General features: G+C 59.1%; 17 protein-coding genes. 10 read left to right on the top strand and 7 right to left on the bottom strand.

Going from position 1 to position 15377, the window contains the following annotated elements:
• Positions 1 to 62 precede the first annotated feature (62 nt).
• The 7 genes from FHT92_RS22220 (at position 63) to FHT92_RS22190 (ending at position 7299) form a co-directional block, all read left to right on the top strand.
• Entirely contained in the window at positions 63 to 1223 is a 1161-nt protein-coding gene (locus tag FHT92_RS22220; RefSeq protein ID WP_183829376.1) for an ABC transporter substrate-binding protein, read from the top strand.
• Between the two features lie 205 nt (positions 1224 to 1428).
• Positions 1429 to 2415 (top strand): ABC transporter ATP-binding protein, encoded by a 987-nt coding sequence (locus FHT92_RS22215; protein ID WP_183748515.1) that lies wholly within the window; start codon positions 1429 to 1431, stop codon positions 2413 to 2415.
• Positions 2412 to 3374, top strand: coding sequence for an ABC transporter permease (locus FHT92_RS22210; RefSeq protein WP_183748514.1), 963 nt, complete (start codon positions 2412 to 2414; stop codon positions 3372 to 3374). Before FHT92_RS22215 ends, FHT92_RS22210 begins: the two co-directional genes overlap by 4 nt.
• Positions 3364 to 4179 carry an ABC transporter permease gene (locus FHT92_RS22205; protein ID WP_183829373.1) on the top strand — a complete coding sequence of 272 codons (816 nt, stop codon included), beginning with the start codon at positions 3364 to 3366 and terminating at the stop codon, positions 4177 to 4179. Before FHT92_RS22210 ends, FHT92_RS22205 begins: the two co-directional genes overlap by 11 nt.
• A gap of 75 nt (positions 4180 to 4254) precedes the next feature.
• Positions 4255 to 5682 carry a gamma-aminobutyraldehyde dehydrogenase gene (locus tag FHT92_RS22200; protein WP_183829370.1) on the top strand — a complete coding sequence of 476 codons (1428 nt, stop codon included), beginning with the start codon at positions 4255 to 4257 and terminating at the stop codon, positions 5680 to 5682.
• 180 nt (positions 5683 to 5862) lie between these two features.
• Entirely contained in the window at positions 5863 to 6969 is a 1107-nt protein-coding gene (locus tag FHT92_RS22195; RefSeq protein WP_183829367.1) for a LuxR C-terminal-related transcriptional regulator, read from the top strand.
• Between the two features lie 156 nt (positions 6970 to 7125).
• On the top strand, positions 7126 to 7299 hold the full coding sequence (locus FHT92_RS22190) for a DUF1328 domain-containing protein (protein ID WP_183748510.1): 174 nt from the start codon (positions 7126 to 7128) through the stop codon (positions 7297 to 7299).
• 38 nt (positions 7300 to 7337) lie between these two features.
• Here the strand turns inward: FHT92_RS22190 and FHT92_RS22185 are convergent, their stop codons facing one another.
• From FHT92_RS22185 to tal, 3 genes are all read right to left on the bottom strand, one after another.
• The gene (locus tag FHT92_RS22185; RefSeq protein ID WP_183829364.1) at positions 7338 to 7784 is read right to left on the bottom strand and encodes a DoxX family protein; all 447 of its coding nucleotides are present in this window, start codon (positions 7782 to 7784) and stop codon (positions 7338 to 7340) included.
• 367 nt (positions 7785 to 8151) lie between these two features.
• Positions 8152 to 8820 carry a DUF1345 domain-containing protein gene (locus FHT92_RS22180; RefSeq protein ID WP_183748508.1) on the bottom strand — a complete coding sequence of 223 codons (669 nt, stop codon included), beginning with the start codon at positions 8818 to 8820 and terminating at the stop codon, positions 8152 to 8154.
• 96 nt (positions 8821 to 8916) lie between these two features.
• Positions 8917 to 9882, bottom strand: a complete 966-nt coding sequence (gene tal, locus FHT92_RS22175) for a transaldolase (RefSeq protein ID WP_183748506.1) — start codon at positions 9880 to 9882, stop codon at positions 8917 to 8919.
• A gap of 431 nt (positions 9883 to 10313) precedes the next feature.
• Between tal and FHT92_RS22170 the strand changes: the two genes are divergently transcribed.
• Positions 10314 to 11297 (top strand): sugar-binding transcriptional regulator, encoded by a 984-nt coding sequence (locus FHT92_RS22170; RefSeq protein ID WP_183829361.1) that lies wholly within the window; start codon positions 10314 to 10316, stop codon positions 11295 to 11297.
• A gap of 23 nt (positions 11298 to 11320) precedes the next feature.
• On the opposite strand, the gene FHT92_RS22165 is transcribed toward FHT92_RS22170, so the two are convergent.
• Positions 11321 to 12193 carry a methylated-DNA--[protein]-cysteine S-methyltransferase gene (locus FHT92_RS22165; RefSeq protein WP_183829358.1) on the bottom strand — a complete coding sequence of 291 codons (873 nt, stop codon included), beginning with the start codon at positions 12191 to 12193 and terminating at the stop codon, positions 11321 to 11323.
• 69 nt (positions 12194 to 12262) lie between these two features.
• Complete coding sequence (locus FHT92_RS22160; RefSeq protein ID WP_183829878.1) at positions 12263 to 12760, bottom strand: DUF2244 domain-containing protein; 498 nt, start codon at positions 12758 to 12760, stop codon at positions 12263 to 12265.
• A 22-nt stretch (positions 12761 to 12782) separates the two neighbouring features.
• Here FHT92_RS22160 and nth point away from each other — a divergent pair, with 22 nt between their 5' ends.
• A complete protein-coding gene (gene nth / locus FHT92_RS22155) occupies positions 12783 to 13562 on the top strand; it encodes an endonuclease III (protein ID WP_183829355.1) in 780 nt (259 codons plus the stop codon).
• On the opposite strand, the gene FHT92_RS22150 is transcribed toward nth, so the two are convergent.
• Complete coding sequence (locus FHT92_RS22150) at positions 13527 to 14102, bottom strand: TetR family transcriptional regulator (RefSeq protein ID WP_183829352.1); 576 nt, start codon at positions 14100 to 14102, stop codon at positions 13527 to 13529. The genes nth and FHT92_RS22150 overlap by 36 nt on opposite strands.
• A gap of 79 nt (positions 14103 to 14181) precedes the next feature.
• Between FHT92_RS22150 and FHT92_RS22145 the strand changes: the two genes are divergently transcribed.
• Positions 14182 to 14607 carry a VOC family protein gene (locus FHT92_RS22145; protein WP_183829349.1) on the top strand — a complete coding sequence of 142 codons (426 nt, stop codon included), beginning with the start codon at positions 14182 to 14184 and terminating at the stop codon, positions 14605 to 14607.
• A 45-nt stretch (positions 14608 to 14652) separates the two neighbouring features.
• On the opposite strand, the gene FHT92_RS22140 is transcribed toward FHT92_RS22145, so the two are convergent.
• The gene (locus FHT92_RS22140; RefSeq protein ID WP_183829346.1) at positions 14653 to 15366 is read right to left on the bottom strand and encodes a sulfate transporter family protein; all 714 of its coding nucleotides are present in this window, start codon (positions 15364 to 15366) and stop codon (positions 14653 to 14655) included.
• Positions 15367 to 15377: the final 11 nt, after the last annotated feature.

Raw genomic sequence — 15377 nt, 5'->3', positions numbered from 1 at the left:
GCGTCACCTTTTCTTCCGGGAACAAAACGCCGCAAAAGCGGCACCGAACCGGGAGACAGACGATGAAGCATCTTCTGAAATCGTGCACTGCCGCGCTCGCGAGTCTGAGCTTCGCGACGCAGGTCATTGCCGCCGAACCGCTGAAAGAATTGGGCAAGGGCGAAGGCGCCGTCAGCATCGTCGCCTGGGCCGGCTATATCGAGCGCGGCGAAACCGACAAGAATTACGACTGGGTTACCGACTTCGAGAAGGAAACCGGCTGCAAGGTTTCCGTCAAGACCGCCGCCACCTCGGATGAAATGGTGGCGCTGATGAACGAAGGCGGTTTCGATCTCGTCACCGCCTCGGGCGACGCGTCGCTGCGCCTCGTCGCCGGCAAACGCGTCCAACCGATCAACACCGATCTCATCCCGAGCTTCAAGACAGTCGACGAGCGCCTGCAGAATGCGCCCTGGAATACAGTGAACGGAGTCCATTACGGCGTGCCCTATCTCTGGGGGCCGAATGTGCTGATGTATAATACCGAGACCTTCAAGGATAAGGCGCCGACGAGCTGGAACGTCGTTTTCGACGAACAGAACCTGCCGGACGGCAAATCCAACAAGGGCCGCGTGCAGGCCTATGACGGCCCGATCTACATCGCTGATGCCGCTCTGTATCTCATGGCGCATAAGCCCGACCTCGGTATCAAGGACCCCTACGAGCTCAACGAGGACCAGTACAAGGCCGCTCTCGACCTGCTGCGCGGCCAGCGAAAGATCGTCTCGCGCTATTGGCACGATGCGATGATCCAGGTCGACGACTTCAAGAACGAAGGTGTCGTCGCCTCCGGTTCCTGGCCGTTCCAGGTCAACCTGCTGCTGGCCGACAAGCAGAAGATCGCCTCCACCTTCCCCGAGGAAGGCGTCACCGGCTGGGCCGACACGACCATGCTGCATGCTGACAGCGAACATCCGAACTGCGCCTATATGTGGATGGAGCATTCCCTCAAGGCCAAGGTCCAGGGTGATGCAGCCGCCTGGTTCGGCGCCGTGCCCTCCGTTCCGGCTGCCTGCAAGGGCAATGAACTGCTGACCGACGCCGGCTGCAGCACCAACGGCTACGATCACTTTGACAAGATCAAGTTCTGGAAGACGCCGGTCGCCAAATGCGCGAGCGAGAGCGAATGCGTGCCTTATCATCGCTGGGTGTCCGACTATATCGGCGTGATTGGCGGGCGGTGACGCCAGGCCGGTTCGCGTAAGCAAATTCCCTCCCCCAGCCCCTCCTCACCAAGAGGGGCCAGAGTGGTGCCGCCGAATTCCTGCCGAAACGCCGAAAGGTTTGAGCGTGGGCGCGGCAGATTAAACCCCTCCCCGTGCGGGGAGGGGTTTAGGGCGGGTCTTTTTGAAGATCAAAGCCTCTCTTAGATACAGCTCCGGAGCCCCTATGACGTCAGCCGTCCGTTTCCTAAAGGTCTCTCGCTATTTCGGCGCCGTGCGAGCCGTCGATGGCGTCGATCTCGAAATCGCGCCGGGCGAATTCTTCGCCATGCTCGGCCCATCCGGCTCCGGCAAGACCACCAGCCTGCGGCTGATTGCAGGCTTCGAACAGCCGACATCGGGACATATCGAAATCTTCGGCGAAACCGCCGAAGGCGTCCCGCCCTATCGCCGCAACGTCAACACCGTCTTTCAGGATTACGCGCTTTTCCCGCATCTCGATATCCTCGACAACGTCGCCTACGGGCTGATGGTCAAGGGTATGGGCAAGGCGGAGCGGATCAAAGAGGCAGAAAAGGCGCTGGAACTGGTGAAGCTACCCGGTTACGGCAGCCGCCGTCCAGGCCAGCTTTCCGGCGGCCAGCGGCAGCGCGTGGCGCTCGCCCGTGCCCTCGTCAACAAGCCCCGAGTGCTCCTGCTCGACGAACCGCTCGGCGCTCTGGACCTGAAGCTGCGCGAGCAGATGCAGGAAGAGCTGAAGAGCCTGCAGCGCGCCCTAGGCATCACCTTCATCTTCGTCACCCACGATCAGGGGGAGGCCCTCTCCATGGCCGACCGCGTCGCGGTCTTCAACAATGGCGGCATCGTTCAGCAGGGTACGCCGCAGGATATATATCGCCGTCCGAAGACCCGCTTCGTCGCCGATTTCGTCGGCTCGTCCAATGTCATTTCTCCTGACGTGATGACGGCCCTCGGCGGCGAAAAGCGCTGGGCGAGCCTGCGCCCCGAGGCAATCCGCCTTTCAGGCGAGGGCATTGAAGCGAAGGTCGAAAGTGCGAGCTTCCTGGGCGCCGCAACCCGCCTCACCGTAGACATCACTGGATCGCGCCTGCATGTCATGCTGCCAGCCGGCAGCGATATACCCGATATTGGCACCGCCATCCGCCTCGCCTGGCAGCAGCGTGACGTGCACTACATGGATGATGCGGCATGACAACGCTGGCGATCACCAAGCCGGAAGCCTCGATCCTGCCGCAGCGCGGCGGTTTCTTCGGCCGCCTGTCGGACAGGTTCTGGCGCCACCCGAAACTGCTCTTGTTGCTGATGCTGACACCGCCGCTGCTCTGGCTCGGCATCATTTATGTCGGCTCGCTGATCGCACTCTTGCTGCAAAGCTTTTTCTCGATCGACGATTTCTCGGGAATGGTGAATTACGACTTCACCCTCGATACCTATGCGCAGCTTTTGAACCCCGGCAATTTCGACATCATCGTCAGAACCATCCTGATGGCAGCGCTGGTGACGGTCGCCTCCGCCATCGTCGCCTTCCCGATCGCCTATTACGCCGCCCGCTATGCGCGAGGAAAATGGAAAGCCCTGTTTTACCTTGGCGTCATGCTGCCACTCTGGTCGAGCTATCTCGTCAAGATCTATGCCTGGAAGCTGATCCTCGCCAAGGAAGGCATCCTCACCTGGTTCTTCGACAAGCTCTATCTTTCCTGGCTTCTCGACACCGTCCTCGCTTTGCCCGTGGTCGGCGGCAATTCGCTCTCCGTCAGCTATCTCGGCACCTTCATCGTCTTCGTCTATATTTGGTTGCCCTATATGATACTGCCGACACAGGCAGCACTCGAACGCGTGCCCGGCAACCTGATCGAGGCCTCAGCCGATCTTGGTGCCACGCCGCACCAGACATTCCGCACCGTGCTTTTCCCGCTGGCGCTGCCAGGCATCGTCGCCGGCTCGATTTTTACCTTCTCGCTGACCTTGGGCGACTACATCATCCCCCAGATCATCGGCTCATCCCGCCTTTTCATCGGCCAGGCGGTCTATACCCAGCAGGGAACGGCCGGCAACGTGCCGCTCGCCGCCGCATTCTCGGTCGTGCCGATCGTCATCATGGCGATCTATCTCTGGCTCGCCAAACGCATGGGGGCTTTCGATGCGCTCTGATCGAGGACAGAAATCGCCCCTTATTCTGAAGATCGCGGCCGCGTGCGGCCTGCTCTTCCTGCATTTGCCGATCCTGTTGATCTTCGTCTATGCCTTCACAACCGAGGAGAAGAGCTATCGGTGGCCGCCGCCCGGCCTGACGCTGCAATGGTTCGGCATCGCCTGGAATCGCCCGGACGTCTGGTCGGCACTCGGCCTCTCCCTGCAGGTCGCCTGCATTGCGACGGCAGTCGCACTGATCCTCGGCACGCTGTGCGCCGCTGCCGTCAGCCAGACGAAGTTCTTCGGCCGCGAAGCGATCTCTCTGCTCGTCATCCTGCCGATCGCGCTGCCGGGCATCATCACCGGCATTGCGCTCCGCTCCGCCTTCAGCCTGTTCGATATTCCTTTCTCGGTCTGGACGATCGTGCTTGGTCACGCCACTTTCTGCGTCGTGGTCGTCTACAACAATGCCGTCGCCCGTTTCCGCCGCACGTCAGGCTCGCTGATCGAAGCATCGATGGATCTCGGCGCCGACGGCTTCCAGACCTTCCGGCATGTGATCCTGCCGAATATCGGCACGGCGCTTCTGGCCGGGGGCATGCTGGCTTTCGCTCTGTCCTTCGACGAAGTCATCGTCACCACTTTCACCGGTGGCCAGCAATCCACCCTACCGATCTGGATGCTCGAAGAGCTGATCCGCCCGCGCCAGCGCCCCGTCACCAACGTGGTCGCCATGATGGTCGTGCTCGTTACCTTCCTGCCGATCCTGGCAGCCTATTATCTCACGCGCGACGGCGACCAGATCGCCGGTGCCGGTAAATAACCCGGAGCAAGATATGGAAAGCGTCAAACGCTTTCCTGCCCTATCCCGCTCCACCAACGCAGAGGGAGAATGCCTATGGACACGCAAATGCTGATCGGCTCGCGCTTCGAGACCGGCACTGAAACGGAAGAACACATCCTGAACCCGAAGACCGGCGAGACCGTGCTGAACCTCCCCGAAGCTTCGCTCAGTCAGATCGATGCCGCCGTGGATGCTGCTGAAAAGGCTTTCGTTGCCTGGGCGCAGACGACGCCATCCGAACGCTCCGCCTATCTCCTGAAAATTGCCGATGCCATCGAAAGGGACGCACAGGGTTTTGCCACGCTCGAAGCGCTGAATTGCGGCAAGCCGATCAATGCCGTGCTGAACGACGAAATCCCTGCTATCGTCGACTGCTACCGCTTCTTTGCCGGCGCGGTGCGCAATCTGCACGGGCCTGTCGCCGGTGAATATCTCCCCGGCCACACTTCGATGATCCGCCGTGACCCGATCGGCATCGTCGGCTCGATCGCGCCGTGGAATTACCCTTTGATGATGATGGCCTGGAAGCTGGCGCCCGCGATCGCAGGCGGCAATACGGTCGTCTTCAAGCCATCGGAACAGACGCCGCTGACGGCACTGAAAATGGCAAAGCTCCTCTCCGAAATCCTTCCCGAGGGCGTGGTTAATCTCATCCTCGGCCGTGGCGAAAGCGTCGGCAATGCGCTAATCAATCATCCGAAAATCAACATGGTGTCGATTACAGGCGATATCGCGACCGGCAAGAAAGTGCTGCAGGCGGCTGCAAAGACCGTCAAGCGCACCCATCTGGAGCTTGGCGGCAAGGCGCCTGTCATCGTGTTCGACGATGCCGATATCGATGCCGTCGTCGCCGGTATCCGCACCTTCGGTTACTACAATGCCGGTCAGGACTGCACCGCCGCCTGCCGCATCTACGCCGACGCCAAGGTTTACGAGAATTTCGTCGCCGACCTGACCTCCGCCGTCTCCAGTATCCGTTTCAACCATGCCGACGACACTGAGAATGAGATCGGCCCCCTGATTTCCAGGCGGCAGCGCGACAGAGTCGAAAGCTTCGTCACTCGCGCCTCCGAACATAAGCACATGGAAATCACCACCGGCGGCAAGGTCTCCGGCGACAAGGGTTTCTTCTTTGCGCCCACCGTCGTCGCGGGTGCCACACAGGAAGACGAGATCGTCCGTCGCGAAGTCTTCGGCCCCGTCGTCTCCGTCACCCGCTTTACCGATGTCGAGGATGCAGTAACCTGGGCGAATGACAGCGATTACGGCCTCGCCTCCTCTGTATGGACCAGGGATATCGGCCGCGGCATGAAGACAGCCGCGCGCCTTCAGTACGGCTGCACCTGGATCAACACGCATTTCATGCTGGTCAACGAAATGCCCCATGGCGGCCTGAAGCAATCCGGCTACGGTAAAGACCTTTCAAACTATGCCTTGGAAGACTATACCGCTGTCCGACATGTGATGATCAATCACGGATAGTTGAACTATACCGACTTGATCTTTCATGAAAGTCACTGCCGCCATCAGTGACTTTATCACCTTGTCATAATACAACTGAAAATACTGTTTTTTTGAACGTTGAATTGCCGTTCACCCCATTCGGCAGCTCGCGATAATTGTGGTTCCTCGTCGGATTAAAGAGATCAATCGGCATTACTTATGGCGACGCGCATCGATATTTCCGAGCTCGAAAAAGCCCTGGATGGCCTACTGGAATCCGCACTTGTCGCTGATAGCTGGGAGCGCACGTTGGAGCAGATCAGCCGGGCCACCGGTTCCACCGGCACGCATATCATGCCGGTGCGCGGGAAATTCCCCTCCGGCTTCCTGAGCACGCCGAATTTACTGGAGGCTTTCGAAGTCTATTTCGACGAAGAATGGTACAAACGCGACTTCCGCGAACGCGGCCTGGTGGTTGCGATGACCAAGGGTATCGTCATCGAACACGACATCGCCGGCGAGGAGGAATTCAACCACCAGATCTTCTATACGGACTTCCTGGCCCGTTTCGGCTTCCGTTACTCCGCGATGGTGGGCTTCACCTCCGGTGATACGATGCTGAGCCTCAACCTGCAGCGCCGCATTCAAGACCAGCCGTTCGATCGCGATGACGAGCGCCTGCTCGTGAGGATGCAGTCGAGACTGACCGCCGCAGCCGAGATCATTCGCGCCCTGCATGTCGCCAAGATCGACAGCATGAGCGAGGCATTCGAGTTCGCCGGCACTGCCGTGGTCTTCTTCGATCGTCTTGGCCGCGTCACCCGGCTGAACCAGCGGGCGGAGATGCTGCTCGATGGCGATATCCGGCTTCTCGATCAGGAACTTGTTGCGCTCAGTCAGGAGGAGACGGGGCTCCTGCGGCGCCACCTGCAGGCAGTTCTTTCAAAGGAGCCTTTCGCCAATCCTGCCGTCTCCACGCCGGTTCTGTTTTCCCGCCCCGGAAAAGGACCCCTGATAATCCGTGCCCAGCGCCTGAACGGAGTACCGGCCGAACTCTTCTCGCACTCCGCCGCCGTCGCCATCATCACGGATCTCTCCGAACGCACGGCCCCGAGCCGCGATCTGCTGCGCCGGCTCTTTTCGCTCACTCCTCAGGAAACGACGGTAGCGCGCCTGCTGATGGATGGTTCGTCGCCACGCCAGATCGCGGAAATATCCGGTTTGACCTACGAGACGACGCGCGGCTACGTGAAGAAGGTTCTTGCCAAGACTGGCACACAACGCCAATCCCAGCTTATCTCGCTGCTGTCGAGCCTGAAAATCTAGGCCTGATGAAACCAACGACGCTTTCCCCGAAACGGTAGACGCAGCTTCGAAAACCACTGCAGGCCGGAGACACCTTCAGGAACGGCGTTTTCAACGATTTGGAACAAAATCCGCGTTGATGCGTCTTGCCTGCGGCAATCACGGAGGAAGATATCCATGTTAAAATGGGCTCTGATATTTCTCGTAGTTTCGATCGTTGCCGGCTTTTTCGGCTTCTCCGGCATTTCGGCGGCGACCGCGACAATCGCGCGCGTGCTCTTCGGCATATTCCTCGTCGTCTTCCTGATCTTCCTGATATTGGCCTTGATGGCAGGACAGGCAATCTTCTAGCCGCGGAGGCGATTTCAGGCCACGTAACGGCGGCAGTTCTACAGCATGCCTATCAGCCAGGGATGCAGTCCCTTTGCCTGTCGCTTCAGAAGACCATCGACCGAGATTGATCCTGCTCCCCGCACCGCAAGCACGAACATGCCGCCGGCGATTGCCAGATCCTTCTCGAAATGCAGCAACTCGTTCTGACTTGAAAAATTGGTATGGAACAGAAAGGCCGTCGCAAGGCAGAACAACCCTAGCGCCGTTGCGCCGAGCCGGCAGAGAAGGCCACCGGCTACGGAAAGGCCGGCGCCAATCTGCAGAGCAATGACGGCAAACGTCACCAGCGCCGGCAGGCCAAGCTTGTCGAAGGTCGCAAGCGTCGCAGGGATATCTGCGATGAGTGTTGAACCTTCATGCAGAAAAATCAAGGATAGGAGAAGCCTACCCAGAAGAAGAATGAGGTCGGTCAGCCGGGGCCGGCTTGCAGCGTTTTCCATCATATCCTCCGCTTCTCAGGAGCAGGCGGAAACCTGCCTATTCCTGCCGTTGATGTGTCGGTCGCTTGCCGCCCTTGCGGCGTTGGCTTCCTGAGTATCTTCAGGTTCCTCGCAGCCGTCGGGGTAAAGCACAGAAAGCCCCAAGATATTCACGTGCGCCTTACGATCGAGCTGAAGTTCCAGCGCTGCGGTAGACAGGTCAGCGACATCCGGTAATCACCAGTGTTGCACAGGATCTTCCTCATCAGGTTATAAACCTCTTCCCGCTGATTATCTTTAGCGGAATCGCAACGCTCGGCGAGTGCCCGCGTCGTTCTTCGCTCTGGCTATTCTGCAAAGTTCAGACCCTCTTCGGAGCCGCAGTAAGGCCCTAGAGTAGGCTCGCCCCGACATTGATCGCAAGTGCGAGAATTGTGGTGTTGAAAAGAAACGACAGCAGCGCGTGCAGCAGGGTGAATTTGCGCATCGTCGTCGAAGTGACAGCGATATCGGCCGTCTGCGCCGCGACACCGATTGTGAAAGAGAAATAGAGGAAGTCCCAATAAGCGGGCTCCTCGATTCCATCAGGGAATTTAAGCCCTTCGCACTTGTCCGGACCGCCATAGAAATAATGGGCATAGTGGATCGTGAAAAGCGTGTGCAGGAAAAACCAGGAGATCATGATGGTCAAGATCGCCGCAGCCGCCCGCCACAGCGCGACATCTGCCGGTGCATCCTTGATCGAATGAAGCTCGATCCCGATGCCGGCAATGCTGGCAAGAGCCGCTGCAATCGATAGGAAGAGCAGGAAAATATCGGAAAAATCGAGATCTTCCGATCGTTTTTTGATGCTTTCAACGGTCGCCCGAAGCATCTTGCGCCAGCTCAGCCCTATGAAGAAGGTCGCCGAGGCATTCCAGCCGAACAGGATGTTGCTGGCGCTGACCTCCCGTGAGGTCAGCGCCAGAAAGACGATGAGACCGCCGAGCACCGAGAGGATGAAACTCGCATGTTTGCAGGCAAGTGAGATCAGCGAATTTCCGTCATCCTCGTCAGCCACTGCAATCCCCCGCCCCTATGCCCTTGATATCAACATGAAAAAGGCGCGGCTGCCAGCGGCAGCTGCGCCTTTCGTCAAAGTGCGGCTTGCGCAGCCTTACGCAGCAGCGAGTTGCAGCTCCTTGCGGACCTGGCTTCGCAGCGTGCCGAGATCCTTTGCGAATGCACGGATGCCTTCTGCGAGCTTTTCCGTCGCCATGGCATCCTCGTTCATCATCCAGCGGAAGGTCTTCTCATCGACCGTGACCTTCGCAGCCGGCTTGATCGTTTCCGGCGACAGCTTGCGCTCGAGCTTGCCCTGATCGTTCGACAGCTCGTCGAGCAGGTTGGGAGCAATCGTCAGACGATCGCAACCCGCCAGCGCTTCGATTTCGCCGGTGTTGCGGAAGGATGCGCCCATGACGACGGTCTTGATGTCGTTGGCCTTGTAGTAATTGTAGATGTCGCGAACGGACAGAACGCCCGGATCTTCTTCGGCGGTGAAATCCTTGCCGGTCGACTTCTTGTACCAGTCGAGAATGCGGCCGACGAAGGGCGAGATCAGGAACACGCCGGCGTCAGCGCAGGCAATGGCCTGGGCCTTGGAGAAAAGCAGGGTCAGATTGCAGTCGATGCCTTCCTTCTGAAGGATTTCGGCGGCGCGAATGCCTTCCCAGGTGGAAGCGAGCTTGATGAGGATGCGATCCTTCTCGATGCCGCGCTCCTTGTAGGCAGCGATGATGCTGCGCGCCTTCTTGAGCGAAGCTTCGGTATCGAAGGAGAGGTCGGCATCGACTTCGGTCGAAACGCGGCCGGGAACGAGCTTTACGAGGGCAGAACCGACGGAGATAGCAAGGCGATCGGCAACGGCTGCGGCCGCTGCATCGGCGTCACCGCCGAGCTTCTTGCCCCAGGCGATCGCCTCCTTCATGTCATCGGCAAACATCTCGGTGCCAAGTGCCTTGAGAACGATGGATGGGTTGGTCGTGCAATCAACCGGCTTCAGGCGAGCAACAGCCTGAATGTCACCGGTATCGGCGACGACGGTTGTGATCTCGCGGAGTTGGTCAAGCTTGGATGTCATGGTCAAAATCCTTTTTGAACTTGGACTGCGGACCGGCGCGAGTTCCGCCCGGCAAAGAGGTGATCTGAGGATCAGATGGTTTGCATGCAGCAGGCAAATAGTCGCGCGTCCGTCACGGATGATCCTTAAACGTGAGAGACATTGTCGGCGTTCCCAACGTCGGAATACAACGGCACACCGCAATCGATGCCGCGTGCGGCTGAGAGGCCGGTCGAAACTTTCCGCATTCCCGCACATTGTCCTCCTCGGACGGACAAGAACGATGTTGTCGACGACGACTATCGCCGCTCCCGCAACGAAAAGTCAAGGACATTTGTGCATTTCAATTGACATAAGTGTCACACCCGGCATTATCGCGGGAACAAAGCCGATGCCACAATCTTATGTCATCGATGGCAAAGATCTAGGGCGAAATCGACGCGGGAGGAGATGTGGTCAAGCTGAAACGCGGCACGCACACTGCTTATTCCGAAGCCTCTTCGCTCCGGCTGCGGGCCGCATGGCTCTATTACAACGAGGGCCTGACCCAGAAGGATGTCGCCGAACAGCTCGGCATCAGCCGCACGACCGTCATCCGCCTGCTCGACGAGGCGATGAAGCGCAGCGAAGTCCAGATCTGGATCAACGATTCGATCGGCGACTGCGTAGAGCTATCGGTCAAGCTGGAACGGGCCTACGGCCTCGATGAGGCGATCGTCGTGCCGAAGCCCTCCAAATGTGATGTGAATTCCCTGGCAAAGAATGTCGGCTTAGCGCTCGGTCAGTTCCTGTCGGAGGCCATTCCGGACGATTATACGATCGGCGTCGGCTGGGGCCGCACTATGACGGCCTCTCTCGCGAGCTTCCGGCCGCCACGGCGCGACAACTGCAAGATCGTCTCTCTGCTCGGCGGTATCGTCGCCGTCCACCAGACAAACCCGATCGACTACACCTGGCGCCTCGCCAACCAGCTTGGAGCGGAATGTTACATGTTCCTGGCCCCACTACTCGTCGATTCAATCGAGACCAAGCGAAACCTCATCGAAAAATGCGGATTGGATACGATCTACCGGCTGGCGGAAAACCTTGATCTCGCGATCGTCAGCTGTGGCGATATCGGCCCGCATTCGACGTCGCTGTCCGAGGGATGGATTTCAAAGGCCGAACTGCAGCAACTGATCGATGCCGGCTGCGTTTGCGACACGATGTTCAACTTTCTCGACAAGGACGGTAATTCCGTCGACCACTCGATCAATCAGCGGGTGATGTCGGTGGATCTCGATACGCTGAAAGAGGCGAAACATATCGTACTGTCCTCCGGCGGCGCACATCGTGCCGTCGCGATCCGCGCAACGATCAGGCGCATCGGCTGCAATACACTGATTACCGACGAGGGTGCGGCAAAAGCATTGCTGGCGCTCGCCGAAGCTGCCTGAACGGCTTCGGCTGATCCAATCGGTCAGGCGTGCGCCGATTCCCAGCCAAGCATGGCCCGCTTGCGGGTCAGACCCCAATGGTAACCGGTCAATGCTCCGTTTTTGCCGAGTGCACGATGGCAGGGCACGACGAAGGAGATCGGGTTGGCCCCGACTGCCGCACCGACCGCGCGCATGGCAGTCGGCCGGCCTATATCCTTGGCGATATCGCTATAGGTCACGGCCTTGCCGAAGGGGATTTTCAGAAGGCTCTGCCAGACGCTGACCTGAAAATCCGTGCCGATCAGCACGACCCGCAGCGGCTGGTCCGACGTCCAGCGGCCCGGTTGGAAGATACGCTCGGCATAAGGCGCCGTCGCTTGGCGGTCCTCTACATATTCCGCATTCGGCCAACGGCAGGTCATATCCTCAAGGCAGGCCTTTTCATCACCGGAATCGCTGAAGGCGAGGCCCGCAAGACCACGGTCCGTCACCATGACGAGAGCCGTGCCGAAGGGGCAGGTATGGAACCCGTAACGGATCGTCAGCCCGCCGCCCTTTGCCTTCCATTCGCCCGGCGACATTGCCTCGTGCGTCACGAACAGGTCGTGCAGGCGGCTCGGGCCTGAGAGACCGACCTCGATGGAGGTTTCGAGCAGCGGCATTTTCTCCTGGCGCAGCAGCCGTTTGGCGTGGTCGAGCGTGACGGCCTGCAGGAACGCCTTGGGAGAAAGGCCGGCCCAGCGGGTAAAGGTCTTCTGAAGCTGCGTCGGCGACTGGTTCAGCCGTGCGGCAATCGCCTCCAGCGACGGCTGGTCGCGATATTCTTCGCTGATGAGTTCGATGACCTGGCGGACAGTATCATAGTCCGGGCCTGCGGGGGTGATATCCGTATCGAGCTTCGCGATCATGTTCATCGTTTTTCTCCTTTACAAGGGAGATAATCAAGGCCGGGCGGCCAAACCACCCGTTTCTTGCGCGATATTTCAGATCCGCTGTTTTACCGCTGCAAGTGCGCGCTTGAAGGCCTTGGCGAAGCTTTCGCGATCGTCGGGATTGAGGAAGGAGCCGACATCCGTGCGCTTGCCTTCCCCGAAAATATGCATGGAGAGAATGCCGATCTCCTGATGCCGCCGCACGAGAAAGCGCGTCCAGAACGGATTGAAGTGGTGCTCGATCATTCGGCCGGACGGAGAGAACTTGCGTATCGAAACGTCCGTCCGCGAAACCGTCACCTCTTCCCGCACTTTGCCGGACCGGTAATTGAGCCAGAAGGCGCCGTAGAGCAGCAGGAAGTCCAGCCCGAAAAAGAAGCCGATCGGCCAGGCGCCGGTTAGGATGAAGAACATGCCGTACACGAAGCAGATGGCGCCGGAAATTATGAGCAACACTTTGAAACCCTTCCGTCCGAGGGAGCGGTAGGGAAAGAGCTCAGCTGCGAAAACAGGCTGCTCGTTGCGGCCGTCGGCGTTGCTTTCCATCATAGCCGTTGAGTATAGATTTTCCATGGCCAATCCGAAACTCAAATCCGTCGGCAAACCGTCGCAAAACTCGAATGTGATCGTCCGCCGCAAGCCGGCGGCGGTGAAGACAGCCTATTCGCTTGCCGAGCGCGAGGAGATTTTCCGCCGCTTCTCGATCCAGCGACCCGAGCCGCGCGGCGAGCTGGAACATACCAACCCCTTCACCCTCGTCGTGGCGGTGGCACTCTCCGCGCAGGCGACCGACGTCGGCGTCAATAAGGCGACACGGGCACTCTTCAAGGTCGCCGACACGCCGCAGAAAATGCTCGATCTTGGCGAGGAGAGGCTGCGCGACTACATCAGGACGATCGGCCTTTATCGCAACAAGACGAAGAACGTCATTGCGCTCTCGCAGATGCTGGTCGATGAATTCGGCGGCAAGGTGCCGGAGACGCGCGAAGAGTTGGTTCGCCTGCCAGGCGTCGGCCGCAAGACCGCCAATGTCGTACTCTCAATGGCCTTCGGCCAGGCGACGATGGCGGTTGACACCCATATCTTTCGCATCGCCAACCGCATCAGGCTGGCCCCCGGAAAGACCCCCGACGAGGTGGAAGAGCGACTGATGAAGGTTGTTCCGAAGCACTACCTCTATCACGCCCATCACTGGCTGATCCTGCATGGCCGCTATACCTGCAAGGCCCGTCGCCCGGAATGCGAACGCTGCGTCATCGCCGATATCTGTAAGTCGCCGGAGAAGAGCAGCGATATCCCCGCACCTCTGGTCCAGCTACCGCCGCAGGTGATCGGCGAGGCCGTCGAGTAGGGCAGCTATCCCCTGCTCGTAGTCCTCACGGCTACCGCCTGCTTCGATGGCGATTGCCGCGCGATCGAAAGCCGCTGACAGCATCGCCGTCAACGGTCCGAGCAAACTGGCTTGTGGTAGCAAGGCCTCGAGCCCTGCCCGCAATGTCGCCTCTGCATTCTCGGCATCGATCTGCGCGGTCGCGGGCAAACCGATGACCGCCGGCGCCTCGAGCAGAAGCAGCCGCGTCCGCCCTTCCACTTCCATTGCATCGAAATAGGCCGCAGCACCTTCAAGCAGTGCGTCACGCGGTGCGGTTTGCCGCCTTGTGCGCCGCTCAATCTCGTCGGCGACATCGGTCGCCTCCCTTTCGATCACGGCCTGGAAGAGCGCTCTCTTGTCTTCGAAGTGATGGTAGAGCGCACCGCGCGTCACACCGGCCTCCGCGACAATGTCAGGCGTCGCGGTCTCCGCATATCCCTTTTCGACGAAAAGCCGGCGCGCGGCATTCATCAGGGCCTGTCTCGTTTGCTCGGTTCTCTCTCGGTTGCTGCGGCTCATCACTTCTCTTTACATACAATCTGTCTGTATGTTAAATAGAAAAACATACAGATTGCACGTAAAACCGAAGGAGAAAATGATGAAATCGACGAGCTACTATCCCGTCATCATGACGGATGACGTTGCCGGCACGGCAGCCTTCTATTGCCGTCATTTCCGTTTCCAACCGCTCTTCGACAGCGGCTGGTATGTCCATCTGCAATCGACCGAAGATGAGCATGTGACGCTTGCCGTGCTCGACGGAAATCACGAAACCATCCCAGCCGCCGACCGCGGCAAAGTCTCCGGCCTTCTCCTGAATTTCGAGGTCGAGGACGTGGACGCGATCTACGCCGTCTGTACAAAAGCCGGGCTGCCGATTCTGGGCGAACTCCGCGACGAGGATTTCGGTCAGCGCCACTTCATCACTGCCGATCCCAACGGCGTCTTGATCGATATCATCAAGCCGATCCCGCCGAGCGCCGAATATGCGGCGATGTATGAGGCAAAAGCGCTGCCTGGCTAAAGCAATTCCGGCAAGCGTGTTTTGGGTTCGGAATTGCGTGAAAAACTAAACTCGGAAATCGGGATCGCGCGCCGAGATCAGCTTGTGCAGATGCACCATCATGCCTGCGGCAAAGAGCGGCGTGAGAAGGTTGACAATGGGAATCGCCAGAAAAAGTGCAATTACCAGACCGCCAAGAAAGACGGTCGGACTATGCTTGGCGCGAAACAGCCGCGCCTCCGGCGGCGACCGGAACCGCATCGCCGCGAATTCGAAGAATTCCCGCCCGAGCAGATAGCCGTTCACGAGGAAGAAGGCGACGAGATTGACGCCGGGAATGAAGAGCAGGAACAGCGCGATAATATTGCCAATGATCACGACGCCGAGGAACTTGATCGAGCTCGCCATCGCCGGGCCGAGCGGCATAGCCTTGCCCGGCGCATCCTGCGGATAATCCTTTTTTTCGATCACCTCAGCAACATCGTCGAGAAAGAGGCCGGCAATCAGCGCCGTAACTGGCGAGAGCAGTAGCGCCAGCCCGAGCGCAAGGCCGACACCGGCAGCGATCAGGAAAACGAAGCTGAGCCAGCCGGCCCAGTCAGGCATCTCGGGAAAGAACCCCGCCATCCAGGGAAAGACGAAGGTGATGAACAGGCCGCGCAACGCGAACCACAAGCCAATCAGCACCAGCACCGTCAGTCCCAGAACCTTCCAAAAAACTGACCGGGTCTCCGGCGCAAACAGGTTGGCAAGCGAAAGGCGAGCGGCGTCAAGGATCATTCTCTGGCATC

It is taken from the genome of Rhizobium sp. BK377, assembly GCF_014193935.1.
In the GTDB taxonomy this organism is placed as follows: domain Bacteria; phylum Pseudomonadota; class Alphaproteobacteria; order Rhizobiales; family Rhizobiaceae; genus Rhizobium.
The sequence above is the reverse complement of the archived record's forward strand: the minus strand, read 5'-3'. Positions and strand labels throughout refer to the sequence as shown.